This window comes from Micromonospora sp. (assembly GCF_048594385.1).
Classification (GTDB): Bacteria; Actinomycetota; Actinomycetes; order Mycobacteriales; family Micromonosporaceae; genus Micromonospora; species Micromonospora wenchangensis.
This window is the reverse complement of the sequence record NZ_JBMDWU010000146.1, coordinates 1-14,532: the sequence shown is the minus strand read 5'-3', so window position 1 is coordinate 14,532 and position 14,532 is coordinate 1. Positions and strand designations below refer to the sequence as shown.

At 74.2% G+C, this 14,532-nt stretch carries 15 protein-coding genes and 1 pseudogene; 7 read left to right on the top strand and 9 right to left on the bottom strand.

Features of this window, described 5'->3' with window-relative positions:
* The 3 genes and pseudogenes from ACOJTC_RS07350 to ACOJTC_RS07340 all read right to left on the bottom strand — a co-directional run.
* A pseudogene (locus ACOJTC_RS07350) lies at nucleotides 1–194 on the bottom strand (iron-containing redox enzyme family protein); the annotation flags it as partial.
* A 50-nt stretch (nucleotides 195–244) separates the two neighbouring features.
* A complete protein-coding gene (locus ACOJTC_RS07345) occupies nucleotides 245–2,008 on the bottom strand; it encodes a thiamine pyrophosphate-binding protein (protein ID WP_420116270.1) in 1,764 nt (587 codons plus the stop codon).
* The gene (locus ACOJTC_RS07340; protein WP_420116269.1) at nucleotides 2,001–3,119 is read right to left on the bottom strand and encodes a Vms1/Ankzf1 family peptidyl-tRNA hydrolase; all 1,119 of its coding nucleotides are present in this window, start codon (nucleotides 3,117–3,119) and stop codon (nucleotides 2,001–2,003) included. Before ACOJTC_RS07340 ends, ACOJTC_RS07345 begins: the two co-directional genes overlap by 8 nt.
* Before the next feature lie 145 nt (nucleotides 3,120–3,264).
* On the opposite strand from ACOJTC_RS07340, the gene ACOJTC_RS07335 reads away from it, so the two are divergent.
* Complete coding sequence (locus ACOJTC_RS07335) at nucleotides 3,265–3,807, top strand: hypothetical protein (protein ID WP_420116271.1); 543 nt, start codon at nucleotides 3,265–3,267, stop codon at nucleotides 3,805–3,807.
* A gap of 79 nt (nucleotides 3,808–3,886) precedes the next feature.
* Here the strand turns inward: ACOJTC_RS07335 and ACOJTC_RS07330 are convergent, their stop codons facing one another.
* Entirely contained in the window at nucleotides 3,887–4,222 is a 336-nt protein-coding gene (locus ACOJTC_RS07330; RefSeq protein WP_420116268.1) for a DUF3817 domain-containing protein, read from the bottom strand.
* A gap of 163 nt (nucleotides 4,223–4,385) precedes the next feature.
* Here ACOJTC_RS07330 and ACOJTC_RS07325 point away from each other — a divergent pair, with 163 nt between their 5' ends.
* The 4 genes from ACOJTC_RS07325 to ACOJTC_RS07310 are packed head-to-tail and all read left to right on the top strand — an operon-like array spanning nucleotide 4,386 to nucleotide 6,760.
* Complete coding sequence (locus ACOJTC_RS07325) at nucleotides 4,386–5,867, top strand: glutamate--cysteine ligase (protein ID WP_420116267.1); 1,482 nt, start codon at nucleotides 4,386–4,388, stop codon at nucleotides 5,865–5,867.
* 31 nt (nucleotides 5,868–5,898) lie between these two features.
* On the top strand, nucleotides 5,899–6,378 hold the full coding sequence (locus ACOJTC_RS07320) for a DUF2975 domain-containing protein (RefSeq protein ID WP_420116266.1): 480 nt from the start codon (nucleotides 5,899–5,901) through the stop codon (nucleotides 6,376–6,378).
* Nucleotides 6,378–6,599, top strand: coding sequence for a helix-turn-helix domain-containing protein (locus tag ACOJTC_RS07315; RefSeq protein ID WP_088645242.1), 222 nt, complete (start codon nucleotides 6,378–6,380; stop codon nucleotides 6,597–6,599). The genes ACOJTC_RS07320 and ACOJTC_RS07315 overlap by 1 nt, the downstream gene beginning before the upstream one ends.
* Nucleotides 6,596–6,760 (top strand): hypothetical protein, encoded by a 165-nt coding sequence (locus ACOJTC_RS07310; protein WP_420116265.1) that lies wholly within the window; start codon nucleotides 6,596–6,598, stop codon nucleotides 6,758–6,760. Before ACOJTC_RS07315 ends, ACOJTC_RS07310 begins: the two co-directional genes overlap by 4 nt.
* On the opposite strand, the gene ACOJTC_RS07305 is transcribed toward ACOJTC_RS07310, so the two are convergent.
* Nucleotides 6,757–7,323, bottom strand: a complete 567-nt coding sequence (locus tag ACOJTC_RS07305; RefSeq protein ID WP_420116264.1) for a TetR/AcrR family transcriptional regulator — start codon at nucleotides 7,321–7,323, stop codon at nucleotides 6,757–6,759. The two genes, ACOJTC_RS07310 and ACOJTC_RS07305, sit on opposite strands and share 4 nt — an antisense overlap.
* 65 nt (nucleotides 7,324–7,388) lie before the next feature.
* Here ACOJTC_RS07305 and ACOJTC_RS07300 point away from each other — a divergent pair, with 65 nt between their 5' ends.
* On the top strand, nucleotides 7,389–7,880 hold the full coding sequence (locus tag ACOJTC_RS07300) for an FBP domain-containing protein (protein WP_204924549.1): 492 nt from the start codon (nucleotides 7,389–7,391) through the stop codon (nucleotides 7,878–7,880).
* Between the two features lie 65 nt (nucleotides 7,881–7,945).
* Here the strand turns inward: ACOJTC_RS07300 and ACOJTC_RS07295 are convergent, their stop codons facing one another.
* The 4 genes from ACOJTC_RS07295 to ACOJTC_RS07280 form a co-directional block, all read right to left on the bottom strand.
* Nucleotides 7,946–9,517, bottom strand: coding sequence for a pentapeptide repeat-containing protein (locus tag ACOJTC_RS07295; protein ID WP_420116263.1), 1,572 nt, complete (start codon nucleotides 9,515–9,517; stop codon nucleotides 7,946–7,948).
* 101 nt (nucleotides 9,518–9,618) lie between these two features.
* Complete coding sequence (locus ACOJTC_RS07290; protein ID WP_204924551.1) at nucleotides 9,619–10,245, bottom strand: response regulator transcription factor; 627 nt, start codon at nucleotides 10,243–10,245, stop codon at nucleotides 9,619–9,621.
* Nucleotides 10,242–11,510, bottom strand: a complete 1,269-nt coding sequence (locus ACOJTC_RS07285) for a sensor histidine kinase (protein WP_420116262.1) — start codon at nucleotides 11,508–11,510, stop codon at nucleotides 10,242–10,244. Before ACOJTC_RS07285 ends, ACOJTC_RS07290 begins: the two co-directional genes overlap by 4 nt.
* A 54-nt stretch (nucleotides 11,511–11,564) precedes the next feature.
* Entirely contained in the window at nucleotides 11,565–12,494 is a 930-nt protein-coding gene (locus tag ACOJTC_RS07280) for a hypothetical protein (protein ID WP_420116261.1), read from the bottom strand.
* Nucleotides 12,495–12,860: 366 nt separating this feature from the next.
* Here ACOJTC_RS07280 and ACOJTC_RS07275 point away from each other — a divergent pair, with 366 nt between their 5' ends.
* Nucleotides 12,861–14,495 (top strand): cellulose-binding domain-containing protein, encoded by a 1,635-nt coding sequence (locus ACOJTC_RS07275; protein ID WP_420116260.1) that lies wholly within the window; start codon nucleotides 12,861–12,863, stop codon nucleotides 14,493–14,495.
* The last annotated feature ends 37 nt before the right edge of the window (nucleotides 14,496–14,532 follow it).

The following is a 14,532-nucleotide window of genomic DNA, read 5'->3' as shown; positions in this document are numbered from 1 at the left end:
CAGAGGAAGAGGGTGAGCTGCCGGTCCTCGTCGGTCAGCGGGTCCGGGTGGCCGTCGCCGGCCAGCGTCCCGGCGAGCCCGGCCGGCAGGTCGTGCGGCGGTCGGTGCAACGCCGCCACCAGCGCGCCGGAGACCGGGCCGCGCGGCGTCGGCAGCGACGCCGGACCGTAACGGCGGTCGGTGGGTACGGACATCGCGCCTCCCTGGTGTCTGCTGAGCTCAGGGATGCCCTGGGGCTGCGGCGCTAAACGAGGTCCTCGGCCTCGACGATCTGCCGCTCGGCCGCCATCATCCGGTCCCGGATGCGTCGGGTGGCGTCCCCGTCGGCGACGAGACTCCGCAGGTCGGCCAGGGCCAGCTCCGGCGCGGTCGGGGCCACCGCCGGGTCCACCACCGCCTCCAGCACGCACGGCCGGTCGGCGGCCAGCGCCTCGTCCCAGGCGGCACCCACCAGCTCCGGCCGGTCCACCCGGACGCCGTGCAGGCCGAGCAGCCGGGCCCAGCCGGCGTACGGCACGTCGGCGCGCCGACCGGCCACGCCCGGCGTCCAGCGGCCGTCGCCGAGCCCGGAGTGGTCGCGGTTGTTGAGCACCAGCACCACCAGCCGGGGATCGGCCCAGTCCTGCCAGCGGTGGGCCACGGTGATCAGCTCGGCGAGCCCGTTGAGCTGCATCGCGGCGTCGCCGAGCAGGGCGAGCACCGGGACGTCCGGGCGGGCGAGCTTAGCGGCGAGCGCGTACGGCAGGGCGCAGCCGAGTGAGCCGAGGGCACCGCAGAGCTGCGCGTCGACCCCGGGCGGCAGTTGCAGGTGGCGGGCGTACCAGGAGAGCACCGAACCGACGTCGACGGCGACCGACGCGGCGTACGGCAGCCGGGCCGACAGCTCCCGCAGGACCAGTTGCGGGTTGACCGGTTCGGCCGGTAGGGCGGCGTGCCCGGCGGCCTCCGCGCGCCACCTGTCGACGGCGCCCTCGACGGTGGCCCGCCACTGCCGGTCGGGGCGGTCGGCGACCTGGCCCAGCAGCGCGCGCAGGGTCTCGGTGGCGTCGCCGACCAGCGGCACGTCCACCGGGTACCGGGTGCCGATGCGTCGCCCGTCGATGTCGATCTGGATGGTGCGGGCCTGGCCGGGCATCGGGAGGTAGTCGGTCCACGGGTCGTTCGTGCCCACCATCAGCAGGGTGTCCGCGCCGCCCATGAGCTGCGCGGCGGCCGTGGAACCGACCTCGCCGAGCACCCCGGTGTGGAACGGCAGCCGCTCGTCGAGCACCGGCTTGCCCAGCAGCGAGGCGGCCACCCCGGCACCCAGCCGGTCGGCCAGCGCCACGATCTGCTCCGCCGCGCCCCGGCCGCCCTGCCCGACCAGGATCGCCACCCGGTGGCCGACGGTGAGCAGCGCCGCGGCGGCGTCCAGGTCCGCCTGGTGCGGCAGCACCCGGGCCAGCGGTTCCCCGGGCGTCGCGGTGAGCACCCCGGCCGCGTGCGGTTGCAGCTGCGGCACGGCCGCCTCCTGCAACGCCCGGGGCAGCACCACACAGGTCGGGCTACGGGTCGCCGCGGCCGTCCGGAACGCCTGGTCGAGCAGGGCCGGCACCTGTTCCGGGGTACGCCCGTAGCGGACGAACTGGTGGCACACGTCGCCGAAGAGCCGGGTCAGTCCGATCTCCTCGTGCACCTCGCCGAGCGGACCGGTGACGTCCTCGCCGACGATCGCCACCACCGGTTTGCTGTCCAGCTTCGCGTCGTACAGGCCGTTGAGCAGGTGCACCGCGCTGGGGCCCTGGGTGGCCAGGCAGACCCCGATGCCGCCGGTGAACTTGGCGTGCCCGGTGGCCATAAAGGCGGCGCTCTCCTCGTGCCGGGCGGGGACGAACTCCGGGTCCCCGCCCGCCGCGTCCAGCGCCTCGACCACGGGGGCGATCGCCTCCCCCGGGCAGCCGAAGGCGCGGGGCACCCGCCAGGCCCGCAGCCGCTCCACCACCAGGTGCGCGACCGTGCGGTCAGCCACGGTCGCGTCCCGGGGTGGCCGGGTCGACGTAGCGCAGCACCGCGCCGACACCGTCGGCCAGGTCGGGTGCCTCGTCGGGGCCGAGGACGGTCAGGTCGGCGTCGGTACCGACCAGCGCCCGGACCAGGGCCGCGTCGGCCCGGACCCGTTGCGGGTCGGACACGGCGGCGAGCTGGTCGGGTGCGGTGGCGATGTCGGTGGCCCGGGGTCCGATCCACAGCTCGCCGACGGCCGACGGGTCGTCGACCAGCAGCATGGTGTCGACCTGGTTGCGTTGCAGGGCCGCCACCACGGCGTCCAGCCCGGCGCCCACGTCCTCCTGGGTGCCGAACCGGTCCAGCGTGGCGGTGACGTGCTGGTCGGCGACCTCGGCGATGGTCTGCACGGTGATGTCGTCCATCGCCGCCGAGTCGGCGCCGCCGGCCCGGGAGCCGGCGTCGGTGCGGACCACCACGTCCTGCCAGCGGGCCGGTAGCTGGGCGGCGATCATCCCGGTGGCCCGGACGTCCCCGGCGACCACGACCACGTCCGCGCCGACCCGGTCGGCCAGTTCGGCGGTGGCCGCGGCGGCGTCCCCGGCGTTGTGGTGCCAGGCCTCCATCGCGGCCCGCTGGTAGCGGGACTGGGACCAGCCGCCGGGCTGCACCCGGCGCAGCGGGTAGCTCTGCCGGCCGGTGACGTGGGCCCGTCGGGGCACCCCGCCGGCGCTGACCGCGACCGCGTCCGCGCCGGTCCGGTCGGCGAGCACCCGGACCCAGGCGACCTGTTCCCCGCGTTGGGCGAGCAACGGCATGACGTGCGGCAGCGGGGCGTACGCGGCCAGGTCGCGCAGGGGCGGCGCGGCGAGGTACTCGGCGAGCACCACCCGGCCCCGGTTGGCGAACGCGGCGAGTCCGTAGTCGCCCGGCAGCGGGTCGTGGCCGCGCACGACGCGGTCCAGCGCCGCGATGGTCGGCTCGTCCGCGCCGTCGGCGGCGAGTTGCCCGGCCAGGGCCCGCCAGCGCAGGTCCAGCGCCGGACGCGCGTCCTGGGTGTCCCGGGAGGCGTCCAGGTAGACCGAGCACCACGGCCCGGGACGGTCGTAGAGCTGGTGCAGGAAGGACAGCTGCATGCTCGACCCCTTTCCGGCTCGGCCGCCCGCTTACCCGCGCCGCCCGGGATGTCACCTCGGCCGGGCCGGGTGACGTGACCGCCGGTTCATTCATGTCATTCGACCCGGAAGACGGATACCATCAGTGAACGGAACGGGACTCTCGGTGGTGAACATGGACAGCGATCTCCGCAATCGGGTGATACGCCCCACGCAGCGGATATTCACCGGGCGGGTGGTCCGGTTCATGGACGGCTACACCCGCGAGGTCAGGATCGGCCAGCCGGTGCTGGTGGCGGTGCTGACCGCGGCGAGCGTGGCGGGCCTGCTGGTGCTGCTGGTGCGCGCGGCGCTCTCGCAGGCCGGCGGCGGCACCCGCCGCACGTGGAAGGACCTGAAGAAGGGGCCGGAGTTCCTGGTCACCCCGGTCCGGCTGCGCGACGACAACGGCCAGCTCTACGAGGTCGAGCTGCACGGGCACCTGCCGCAGAGCGCCGTGCACCCGTCCGACTGGGTGCAGCTCACCCTGCGCCCGCAGGACGTCGACCTGCCGCCGCGCATCGAACGGATCGTCAACCTGACCACCGCGCAGGTGCTCACCCCGCGTACCGCCACGGTGTGGAGCCACCTGGGCCCGCCGCTGCTGATCCAGGCGGTGCTGGGCGCGGTGCTGGTGCTGCTGGTCGCCGCCGCCGTGGTGCTCACCTGAGGCCACCCGGCCGGCCGCCACCCGACCCGACGGTCCGGGGCCGGGCCGGCGGCGGGCGGCCGTGGGCCACCCGGGGCGGTCAGCCGACCGGGGTCAGCGGGCGCTGCGGCGCGGTGCTGCGCAGCAGGCCCCGGCGGGCCGCCCAGCGTTCGAAGAGCAGGGTGGCGAACGGCGGCACCGCGCAGACCAGGGCCACGAAGGTGACCCCGAGCGACCACCGGTGCAGCCGGGCCACGGCGAGGACCAGCAGGCCGTACGCGACGAAGAGCGCGCCGTGGATCGGCCCGAAGACCTGCACGCCGATCTCGTTGCCCGGCGGGCCGTACTTGACCGCCATGCCGACCAGCAGGGCCAGCCAGGAGCAGGCCTCGGCGATCGCCGCCGCCACGAACAGCCGGGTCGTCTTCTCGCGCATCGCGCCATGCTATCCAGCCACCGTCGCCGCACGTCCCGCGACGGGCGGCGGGCGACGGGGATCACCCGGGTCGCCGGTGGGTACCTAAGGGGTCCTTCGGGTCTTCCCGGTTCGCCGGGGACGTGCGAGGTTTGTCGGGACCAACGGTGACAGGGCGGTGGCCATGGGCGAGGAAGTCGGAGCGCGCACGTTCAGTCGGGAGGACCGGGCCCGCTACCGGGAGAAGGTCCGCCGGTGTCTGGACGTCTTCGCCGAGATGCTGCGGGAGTCCCGGTTCGACGTGGAGCGGCCGATGACCGGCCTGGAGATCGAGCTGAACCTGGTCGACGACGACTCCCGGCCGACGATGCGCAACGCCGACGTGCTCGCCGCCGTCGCCGATCCCAGTTTCCAGACCGAGCTGGGCCAGTTCAACGTGGAGATCAACGTCGCGCCCCGGCGGCTCGTCGGCACCGGTACGGCCGAGTTCGAGTCTCACGTACGAGCCAGTCTGAACGCCGCGGAGGAGAAGGCCCGCACGGTCGGGGCCCACATGGTGATGATCGGCATCCTGCCCACCCTGGAGCCGGGGCACCTGACCGCGGGGGCGCTGTCGTCGAATCCGCGCTACGCGCTGCTCAACGAGCAGATCTTCGCCGCCCGGGGCGAGGACCTGCGGATCGCGATCACCGGGGTGGAGCGGCTGGCGACCACGGCCGACACCATCACCCCGGAGGCGGCGTGCACCAGCACCCAGTTCCACCTCCAGGTCAGTCCGGCCGACTTCGCCGGCTACTGGAACGCCGCCCAGGCGATCGCCGGGGTCCAGGTGGCGCTGGGCGCGAACTCGCCGTTGTTCTTCGGCCGGGAGCTGTGGCGCGAGACCCGGGTGCCGCTGTTCCAGCAGGCCACCGACACCCGCTCCGAGGAGATCAAGGCCCAGGGGGTACGGCCACGGGTCTGGTTCGGGGAGCGGTGGATCAACAGCGTGTTCGACCTGTTCGAGGAGAACGTGCGGTACTTCCCGGCGCTGCTGCCGGTGTGCGACCCGGAGGACCCGGCGCAGACGCTGGCCGCCGGTGGCGTGCCCCGGCTGGCCGAGCTGCGGTTGCACAACGGCACCATCTACCGCTGGAACCGCCCGGTGTACGACGTGTGGAAGGGCCGCCCGCACCTGCGGGTGGAGAACCGGGTGCTGCCGGCCGGGCCGACGGTGGTGGACACGATCGCCAACGGCGCGTTCTATTTCGGGCTGGTCCGGGCGCTGGCCGAGTCCGACCGGCCACTGTGGTCGCAGATGTCGTTCAGCGCGGCGGAGGAGAACTTCACCAGCGGCGCCCGGCACGGCATCGACGCGCAGGTGTACTGGCCGGGGCTGGGTTACCTGCCGGCGACCGAGCTGGTGCTGCGCCGGCTGCTCCCGTTGGCCCACCAGGGGTTGGACCGGTGGGGGGTGGACCCGGCCGAACGTGACCGGCTGCTGGGCATCATCGAGCAGCGCTGCCTGACCGGGCGCAACGGAGCGAGCTGGCAGGTGGCGACGTTGCACCGGCTGGAGTCGGCCGACCATCTCGACCGGCCGGAGGCGTTGCGCGAGGTGGTCCGCCAGTACGTCGAGCTGATGCACAGCAACCTGCCGGTCCACGAGTGGCCGGTAACCGATTGACTTTCGATAGGTTGCGAGCGATAGTCGATACATGACGACGGCACGCTGGGCGGTCACCGCCCTCAGAGTCTTTCTCGTGGTCCTGTTCGCGGTGCTGGTGCTGTTCCAGACCATGTCGCTGCCCGGCCAGTTCGCCCACCTGGCGCGCGAAGCACCCGAGCAGGCGTACCTGCGCTGGCCGGCCACCGCCGTGACGGTGTTCTGGGTGCTCTGCGTCCAGGTGGTGATCGTCGCCACCTGGCGGCTGCTCACCCTGGTCCGCCACGACCGGATCTTCAGCGAACCCGCGCTGGTCTGGGTGGACGCCATCGTCTGGGCGGTCGCCGCCGGCTGGCTGACGCTGGTGGGCGTGTTCCTCTACGTCGGGTTCCACGCCGACGACCCCGGCCTGCCGATGCTGCTGTTCCTGCTGTCCGTCGGGGCCACCGTGCTCGGACTGCTGATGGTGGTGATGCGGGCGCTGCTGCGCCAGGCCACCACGCTGCGCTCCGACATGGAAGCGGTGATCTGATGCCCATCGTCGTACGCATCGACGTCGAGCTGGCCAAACGCAAGATGAGCGTCGGTGAGTTCGCCGAGCGGGTCGGGCTGACCCCGGCGAACGTGGCCGTGCTGAAGAACGGCCGGGCCAAGGCGGTGCGGTTCAGCACGCTGGAGGCGATCTGCCGGGTGCTCGACTGCCAGCCGGGCGACCTGCTCGAATTCGTCGACGACGGGGAGCCGACGCCGTGAGGCACCTGCTCGCCCTCGCCGCCGCCGTGCTCCTGGCCGTCGGGGTGGCCGGTGTCGTGCTCGGCGAGTCCGACGACTCCCCCGGGCTCCAACTGCTCGGCGGCCTGCTGGTCATCGGCGCGGTCGCCATCGGCGTACGGGTCCTGCGGGCCCGACGCTAGCGCCGGGGTTCAGGCGCCGGCCAGTGGCGCAGCAGGGCGTCGAGGGCGTCGAGGACCCGGGTCCAGCTCTGCCCGGTGTCGGGGGCGCTGTGGTCGAAGCTGCCGCCCAGTTCGAGGTTGACGTAGCCGTTGAAGACGCTGCCGAGCAGCCGTACCGCGTGGGTCTGGTCGGGTTCGCGCAGGTCGTAGCCGCGCAGGATGGCCCGGGTCAGCTCGGCGTGCCGACTGCCGGCGCTGGCGGCGGCGGTGGCCGGGTCGAGCCTGAGCTGGGCGGCGGCCCACCGGCCCGGGTGCGCGCGGGCGTAGTCGCGGTAGACGCCGCCGAGGGCGGCCAGCGCGTCCCGGCCGGCCCGCCCGGCGAGCGCGTCGGCGACCCGGACGGCCAGCTCGTCGAGGGCGAGCAGGGCGATCCGGGTCCGCAGATCCTGGGAGTTGCGCACGTGTGCGTAGAGGCTCGCGACCTGCACGTCGAAGCGGCGGGCGAGCGCCGAGAGGGTCACCCGGTCGAAGCCGACCTCGTCGGCCAGCTCCGCGCCGGCCCGGGTGAGACGGTCGGTGGTCAAGCCCGCACGTGCCATCACTCATGATGGGTTTGCCTAAAGGGTTTAGGCAAATTACCGTTGCCGTCATGGAACCACTGACCGAGCAGGAGATCCGGTCCGCGTTCGTCAACTGCACCAAGGGTGAGAGCAGGCGGCTGTACGTCCCCCGCGACCTGGCCGACCGCCCCTGGCCCGAGCTGGACTACCTCGGCTGGCGCGACCCCCGCGCCCCCGACCGCGCCTACCTGGTCACCGAGGTGGACGGCCGGCGGACCGCCCTGGTGCTGCGCTGCCCCACCCCGACCACCCGGCAGCCGCCGCGCGGCCTGTGCGCGATCTGCCTGACCTCCCCCGCCGGTGGCGTCAGCCTGATGGTCGCGCCGAGGGCCGGCAAAGCCGGGCAGCAGGGCAACTCGGTCGGCACCTACCTCTGCACCGACCTCGCCTGCCCGCTCTACGTACGCGGACGCAAGGACCCCGGCCCCGGTGCCCGGATGCAGGAGTCGCTCACCACGGCCGAGAAGGTCCAGCGGCTGACGACGAACGTCGCCGCGTTCGTCGCCCGGGTGACCGGCTGACCCCGACGGGGACGACGCGACCGCACGACAACCGGCCCGCTGCGCACCGGGCCACGCGGCGACGCTCACCCCGGGGGTGACACCGCCTCGTCGAGCACCGTCCCGGCCCGACCCGCCACCTCGCCGAGGACCTCGCGCACACCGCGCCGACCGTCGAGCCGCGCCCCGGCGAAGCTGACCGGACCGTGGAACGACGCCCGCCCGTCGCCGCCGCCGAGCCGGAAGGCCGCACCGGTGAACACGCTCCCCGCGAACCCGGTGTCGCCGTGGAACTGGACGCCGGTGAAATCGGCGTGGCCGACGTGACAACCGCCGAGGTCGAGGTCGACCAGGGTGGCCCCGCAGAGCATGAGGTCCATCCCCGCCCAGTGCGGCGGCCCGCCCGGGGCGGGCGTCGACGGGCGCAGCCGCGCCGCGAGCAGCCGCTGGGCGGTGCGCCGTAGCTCCAGCTCGGCGGCCTGCCCGTCGGTGCGGGCGGCGGCCAGATCGAACCACAGCGGCATCCGCAGGTAGCCGCAGATCGTGTCCACCACCCGCTGTCGCAGCTCCGGGCGGGCATCGCCGAGGTCGGCGAGGACCGTCAGCCCGGCCCGGCGCACGTCCGGGTCGGCGTCGGCGAGCTGGCCCGCGTACGGCCGGACGGAGTCGTCGGGCACCAGCTGCGCCCCGTCCGGCCCGGCCGGTGCCGGCGTCCAGCCCAGCGGCCAGCACACCGGGCCGTCGTCGGCAGTGTCGACCCAGGTCGCGCCGGCGAGGTCCACGGTGGGCTGGTCGAGGTGGACCGGACCGGCGAACCGGGCCGACCGGAACGACGCGGCGGCGGCGAACCGCGCCTTGAAGAACCAGGCCGGACCGGCGAACCGGGCCTGCCGGAACGACACCGGCCCGACGAACCGGGCGCCGTCGCCGCCCTCGCTCCACTCCTGGTAGTCACCCATCAGCACGGCGACCGGCCAGTGCGGGTCGTCCTCGTTCGGCTCGTCCCAGGGGGCGGGCGAGGTCTCCTCGATGGTCTCCCAGGCCGGGTCGTCCTCCCACAGCTCGTCCTCACCCCGGCCGAACCAGGCGAACGCGGCGAACCGGGCCGCGGTGAAGTCGGCGTCGGCGCGGAACCGGGCCCGACCGAAGGTGGCATGGTCGAGGAACCGGGCCCGGGTGAACCGGACCGGGCCGCGCCAGACGGCGCGGGCGAAGTCGGCGACACCGGTGAACCGGACGTCGGCGAACGAGGTGACCCCGAGGAACCGGGCGTCGGCGAACCGGGCCGCACCCAGCACCGCGCCTGCGAGGTCGAGATCCACCAGGGTGGCCGCCCGCAGGTCGAGGTCGACGGCGGGCGGCGGTTCCGGGTCGACGCCCGGGTCCGCCGACCCGGCCGGGGTCTGCGCCGCCGGGCGCAGCAGCGTGGCCAGCACCCGGCCCGCCTCCCGCCGGGCGTCGGCGTCCCACCCGTCGACCCCCACCGGTGCCCGCAGCCCGTCGGCGAGCGCCGCGACCGCCCCGGGGCGCAGCCCGGGGCTCCCGGCCACCAGCTCACCGAGGTCACGCAGGGCGGCGATGCGGCCCGTGCCCGTCTCCTGCGCCACCGCGCGGACGGCCCCCTGAAACGCCACCGGGTCCGACTTCCCGACCGTCACCCCGACCTCCCCACCCGAGCCCGCCGGGGACGCCCCGGCGTCGCGCAGGATAGCCGGGCCGACCGACACCGGCCCGGGGCGGGCGGCGCGGGCGTGTGCGGTCAGCCGCCCCGGGCGAACAGCGCCAGGCGTACCCGGTTCGGGCTGTCCGTCTTGGTCATCAGGCTGGTGATGTGGGTCTTGACCGTGGTCACGCCGATGTGCAGCCGGTCGGCGATCTCGGTGTTCGACAGCCCCTCGGCCACCAGGGTGAGCACGTCCTGTTCGCGGGCGGTCAGCCCGGCCACCGGTCGGGGCGGCTCGGCGCGGGCGTGCACCGCCCGCCGGACCAGCCGTTGCAGCACCTCCTCGCTGAACGGGCTACCCCCGGCGGCGGCCCGGCGCACCCCGTCGACCAGGTCGCCGGGCGGGGCGTCCTTGAGCAGGAACCCGCAGGCCCCGGCGGTGAGCGCGGGATAGAGGTGGTCGTCGTCGCCGAACGTGGTCAGCACCAGCACCCGCGTCGCCGGCCGGTCGGCGAGGATGCGGCCGGTCGCGGTGATCCCGTCGACGCCGGGCATCCGCAGGTCCATCACCACCACGTCGGGCACGAGCCGGGCGGCCAGGGTGACCGCGTCGCGGCCGTTGTCGGCCTCGCCGACCACCTCGATGTCCGGCTGCGCGTCACAGAGCATGCGCAGGCCCGCGCGGATGAGGTGCTGGTCGTCGACCAGCAGCACCCGGATCACGACCGCCGCGCCGGGTACGGGCCGCCCGAACCGGGCGGCGGGGTGGTCGTCCCGCCCGGGGGTGGGCCGGCTGCCGGGGACGGGCCGGTGTCGGTCGACGCCACGGCGGGCAGCACCGTTCGGACCCGCCACCCGGTGCCGGGGGGGCCGGCGTCCAGCCGCCCGCCGAGCACCTCGACCCGTTCCCGCATGCCGGTGAGGCCGTGTCCCCCACCGGGTGGCACCGCCGTCGGCGCCCAGCCCCGCCCGTCGTCAGCCACCTCCCAGTGCACGGCGTCGTCGACAACCGACACGGTCAGCCGCGCCCGCGCGGACGTTCCGGCGTGCTTCACCACGTTGGTCAGCGCCTCCTGGGTCAACCGCAGCACCGCCAGTCCGCGTACCGCGTCGAGGGTGCCCACCGCCGGGGCGACGTCCGCCTCCACCGTCACCCCGGCCTGCCGGGCCCGGTCGACCGCCGCCCCGAGCGCGGCCGGCAGCGCCGACGGCTCGATCGCGGTCAACGTCGCGTCGCCGTGTGCCACCTCGGGATCCCGCAGCACCGCGACCAGCCCACGCAGGTCCGCCAGCGCCGCCGTCCCGGTGGCGTGCACGTCGTCGAAGACGGCACCCACCCGGGGGTCGAGGTCGGTGAGGACGTGCCGGGCGACGCCGACGCGCAGCACCATCGAGGCCACGTGGTGGGCCACCACGTCGTGCAGCTCCCGGGCGATGGCGCTGCGTTCGTCGGCGCGCGCCGCCCGCTGCTCCGACTCGCGGTGCAGGTGCTCGGCCCGGTCCCGTTCGTCGGCCTGCCGGCCGAGTTCCCGGTTGGTCCGCACCACGGTGCCGATCAGCAGCGGCAGGCCGACGTCCACCAGCAGCCCGAACACCGTGCCGGCGACCCCCCGGCCGGTGTGCCCGGACGGGTCGAACGCGGCGACCACGGTCAACCCCACGGCCGCCCACCAGCCGGTACGGGGATGTCGGGACCGCATGGTCACCTCGAGCAGCGCCCAACTCGCCCCGACCTGGTTGATCGTGGTGTCGTCGAGGACGACGATCGCCGCGGCCAGGAGCGCCGTCTGCGCCGTCAGGTTGAGCAGCGGCCGGCGGTGGGCCAGCAGCGCGACGGCGAAGGCGGCCACCGCGAGCGCCCACTGCCGACCCGTCGGCGGCTGACCGGTCTTGCTGCCGAAGAGGAGGTAGCACAGGCCGCTGAGGTCGAGCAGGACCATCCGTACCAGCGTGTCCCGCGTGTCGAACAGCCGTCCCAGCCAGGCCACGCCGGTCAGCCTACGGAACGGGGGCCGGCGCGGGGCCCGCCGGGTGGGTGGTGGTCACGCGGCCAGCGCCAGTTCCGGGCGACGCCGGGACGCCAGCACCGCCGTCACGGCGAGCGCGGTCGCGGCCACCAGGGCGGCCAGCGCGGCCAGCGTGGTCAGGTCCGGTCGCAGCAGCGGCTGCCCGCGCAGCGCCTGCCAGGTCAACAGCAGCGTGAGTACGCCGTACCCGGTGCCCGCGACGGCCAGCAGCCGGACCCGGTCCCGCTCGTCGAGCCAGCCGCCCAGGTAGCGGCGCAGCAGGAAGGCCAGGATCGGCAGCGCCTGCAGGGCGTGCAGCCCGACGAAGTGCCCGATCCGCAGGTCGCCCCCGGTGGTGCTCCAGCCGAGGATCGGCAGCCCCGGCCCGCCGTCGGGCACCCCGACGCTGTGCGCCCCGCTGATCCCGGCGTCGGCCGGTGCCTGGCCGGGCTGGGTCATCGGCACCGCCACCAGCATGCCCAACGCGGACACGCCGAGCCCGAATCCCATCGCCCACCGGGTGGCCCGGTCCCCGGCCCGCCGTACCAGCAGGGTGACGGCGACGACGACGTGCGCGACGAACAGCACCATGACGGCCGCGCCCATCACCTGCCAGAGCGCGGCGTTGAACGGGCTGGTCTCGTTGTAGTGGCTGGTCGTGCCGCGCAGCACCTGTCCGACGATCACCACCATCTCGATCAGGGCGGTGGCCACCACCACGCCGGCCGCCCACTCCGCGACCCGGCTGCGGCGGGGCAGCTGGGCCAGCATCCAGGCGAGGGTGGCCGCGTAGAGCACGAACGACACCGAGAACTTGAACGGCTTGAGCCAGATCGGCGCGCCGGTGAGCACCCGTGGATCGGCGAGCATGCCGACGGCGGTGACCACGGCGAGCACCGCCATCGCGGCGGTGAGCAGAACCAGGGGGCGGTGCCGTCGGGCCGCCCGGGACATCACGTCAGTCATGCCTGTAGACGTTCGTCGGCCGGCGGCCCGACCGCGTCCGACCGGGAGCCCCGGTCGCGGCCTCCGGTCGGAGGCCGCCTCCTCCCCAGGGTGGAGGCGGACCGCCGCCCGATTGACGGCATCGAGAACGGTCAGTACCGTGGCAAAGAAAGCGCTTACCTGCTCGTACTGACTGGTCAGCGTGTCGGGAACGGCCCCGGTCGTCCCGCCGGCAACACCTCGCGCCCGACGATCCGGGCTGATCCGGCGCGAGCGATCCCTCCCGTGACGGGCCTGTAGGGCGGGCCCGCCCGCCCCGCCCCCGCCGGGCACCGGTGTCGCCGATCCTGCGCGCGGGCTCCCTCACCACATCCACAGGAGAGAACCATGATCCTTCGCCAGCGCCGTACGGCGTGGTGGATCTCCGCGGTCGCCGCGACGGCGCTCACCACCGCCGGCGCGGTGGTCACCGCGAACGCGGCCCAGGCCGCCGCCGGCTGCCGGGTCGACTACACGGTGGCCAGCCAGTGGTCCGGCGGCTTTACCGCGAGCGTCACCCTCACCAACCTCGGTGACCCGATCAGCTCCTGGGCGGCCACCTGGTCGTTCACCGCCGGGCAGCGCGTCGACCAGGGCTGGAACGCCACGTTCAGCCAGAGCGGCAGCACCGTCAGCGCGGCGAACGCCGACTACAACGGCGCCGTCGGCACCAACGGCACGGTCACGTTCGGCTTCAACGGCACCTGGACCGGCAGCAACCCGACCCCGACGGGTTTCGCGGTCAACGGGGTGGCCTGCGGCGGCACCACCCCCACCACCGCGCCCCCGACGACGACGCCACCCACCACGCCGCCCCCGACCACCGCACCCCCGACCACCCCGCCGCCCACCACGCCCCCGCCGACCACCCCGCCACCCACGACCCCGCCGCCGAGCGGCAGCACCCTGTACGTGGCGACCAACGGCAGCGCCGGCGCGGCCGGCACCCAGGCGAACCCGACCACCCTCGCCGCCGCCATCACCCGCATCCCCGCCGGCGGGACGATCTACGTGCGGGCCGGGACCTACCAGCTCGCGCAGACCGTCACCATCGAGCCGGGCAACAACGGCACCGCCAGCGCCCGCAAGAAGCTGTTCGCCTACCCGGGCGAGAAGCCGGTGCTGAACTTCTCGGCGATGAGCGAGGACCCGGCCAACCGGGGGCTGGCGCTGAACGGGTCGTACTGGCACGTCCAGGGCCTGATCGTGGAGCGGGCCGGCGACAACGGGATCTTCGTCGGCGGCAGCAACAACATCATCGAGCGGACGGTGACCCGGTTCAACCGGGACAGCGGCCTCCAGCTCTCCCGGATCGCCTCCAGCACCCCCCGCGACCAGTGGCCGTCGAACAACCTGGTGCTCAGCGCCGAGTCGCACGACAACGCCGACTCCGACGGTGAGGACGCCGACGGCTTCGCCGCGAAACTCACCGTCGGCACCGGCAACATCTTCCGGTACGCGGTGTCCCACAACAACATCGACGACGGCTGGGACCTCTACACCAAGACCGACACCGGCCCGATCGGCCCGGTGACCATCGAGGACTCCCTGGCCTACAACAACGGGACGCTCAGCAACGGCACCCAGAACGGCAACGGCGACCGCAACGGCTACAAGCTCGGCGGCGAGGACATCGGGGTCAACCACATCGTCCGGCGCAACATCGCCTTCCGCAACGGCAAGCACGGCTTCACCTACAACCGCAACCTCGGCTCGATGACCGTCTCGAACAACCTCGGCATCGACAACACCGAGCGCAACTTCTCGTTCGACGGCGGCAGCTCGGTGTTCCGGAACAACACCTCGTGCCGCAGCGGCAGCGGGTCGAACGACAAGATCGTCGGCAACAGCGACAGCTCCAACCAGTTCTGGACCGGCAGCAACGGCTCGCGCTGCGCGTCGTACACCGGGGCCATCGGGTGGTCCTTCGCCGCCGACGGACGGCTCGTGGTGACCCTCGGCGGCCGGCAGGTCACCCTGTAACCGCCGGTATCCGTCGGGTGGCCCGGCCGGTCGGACC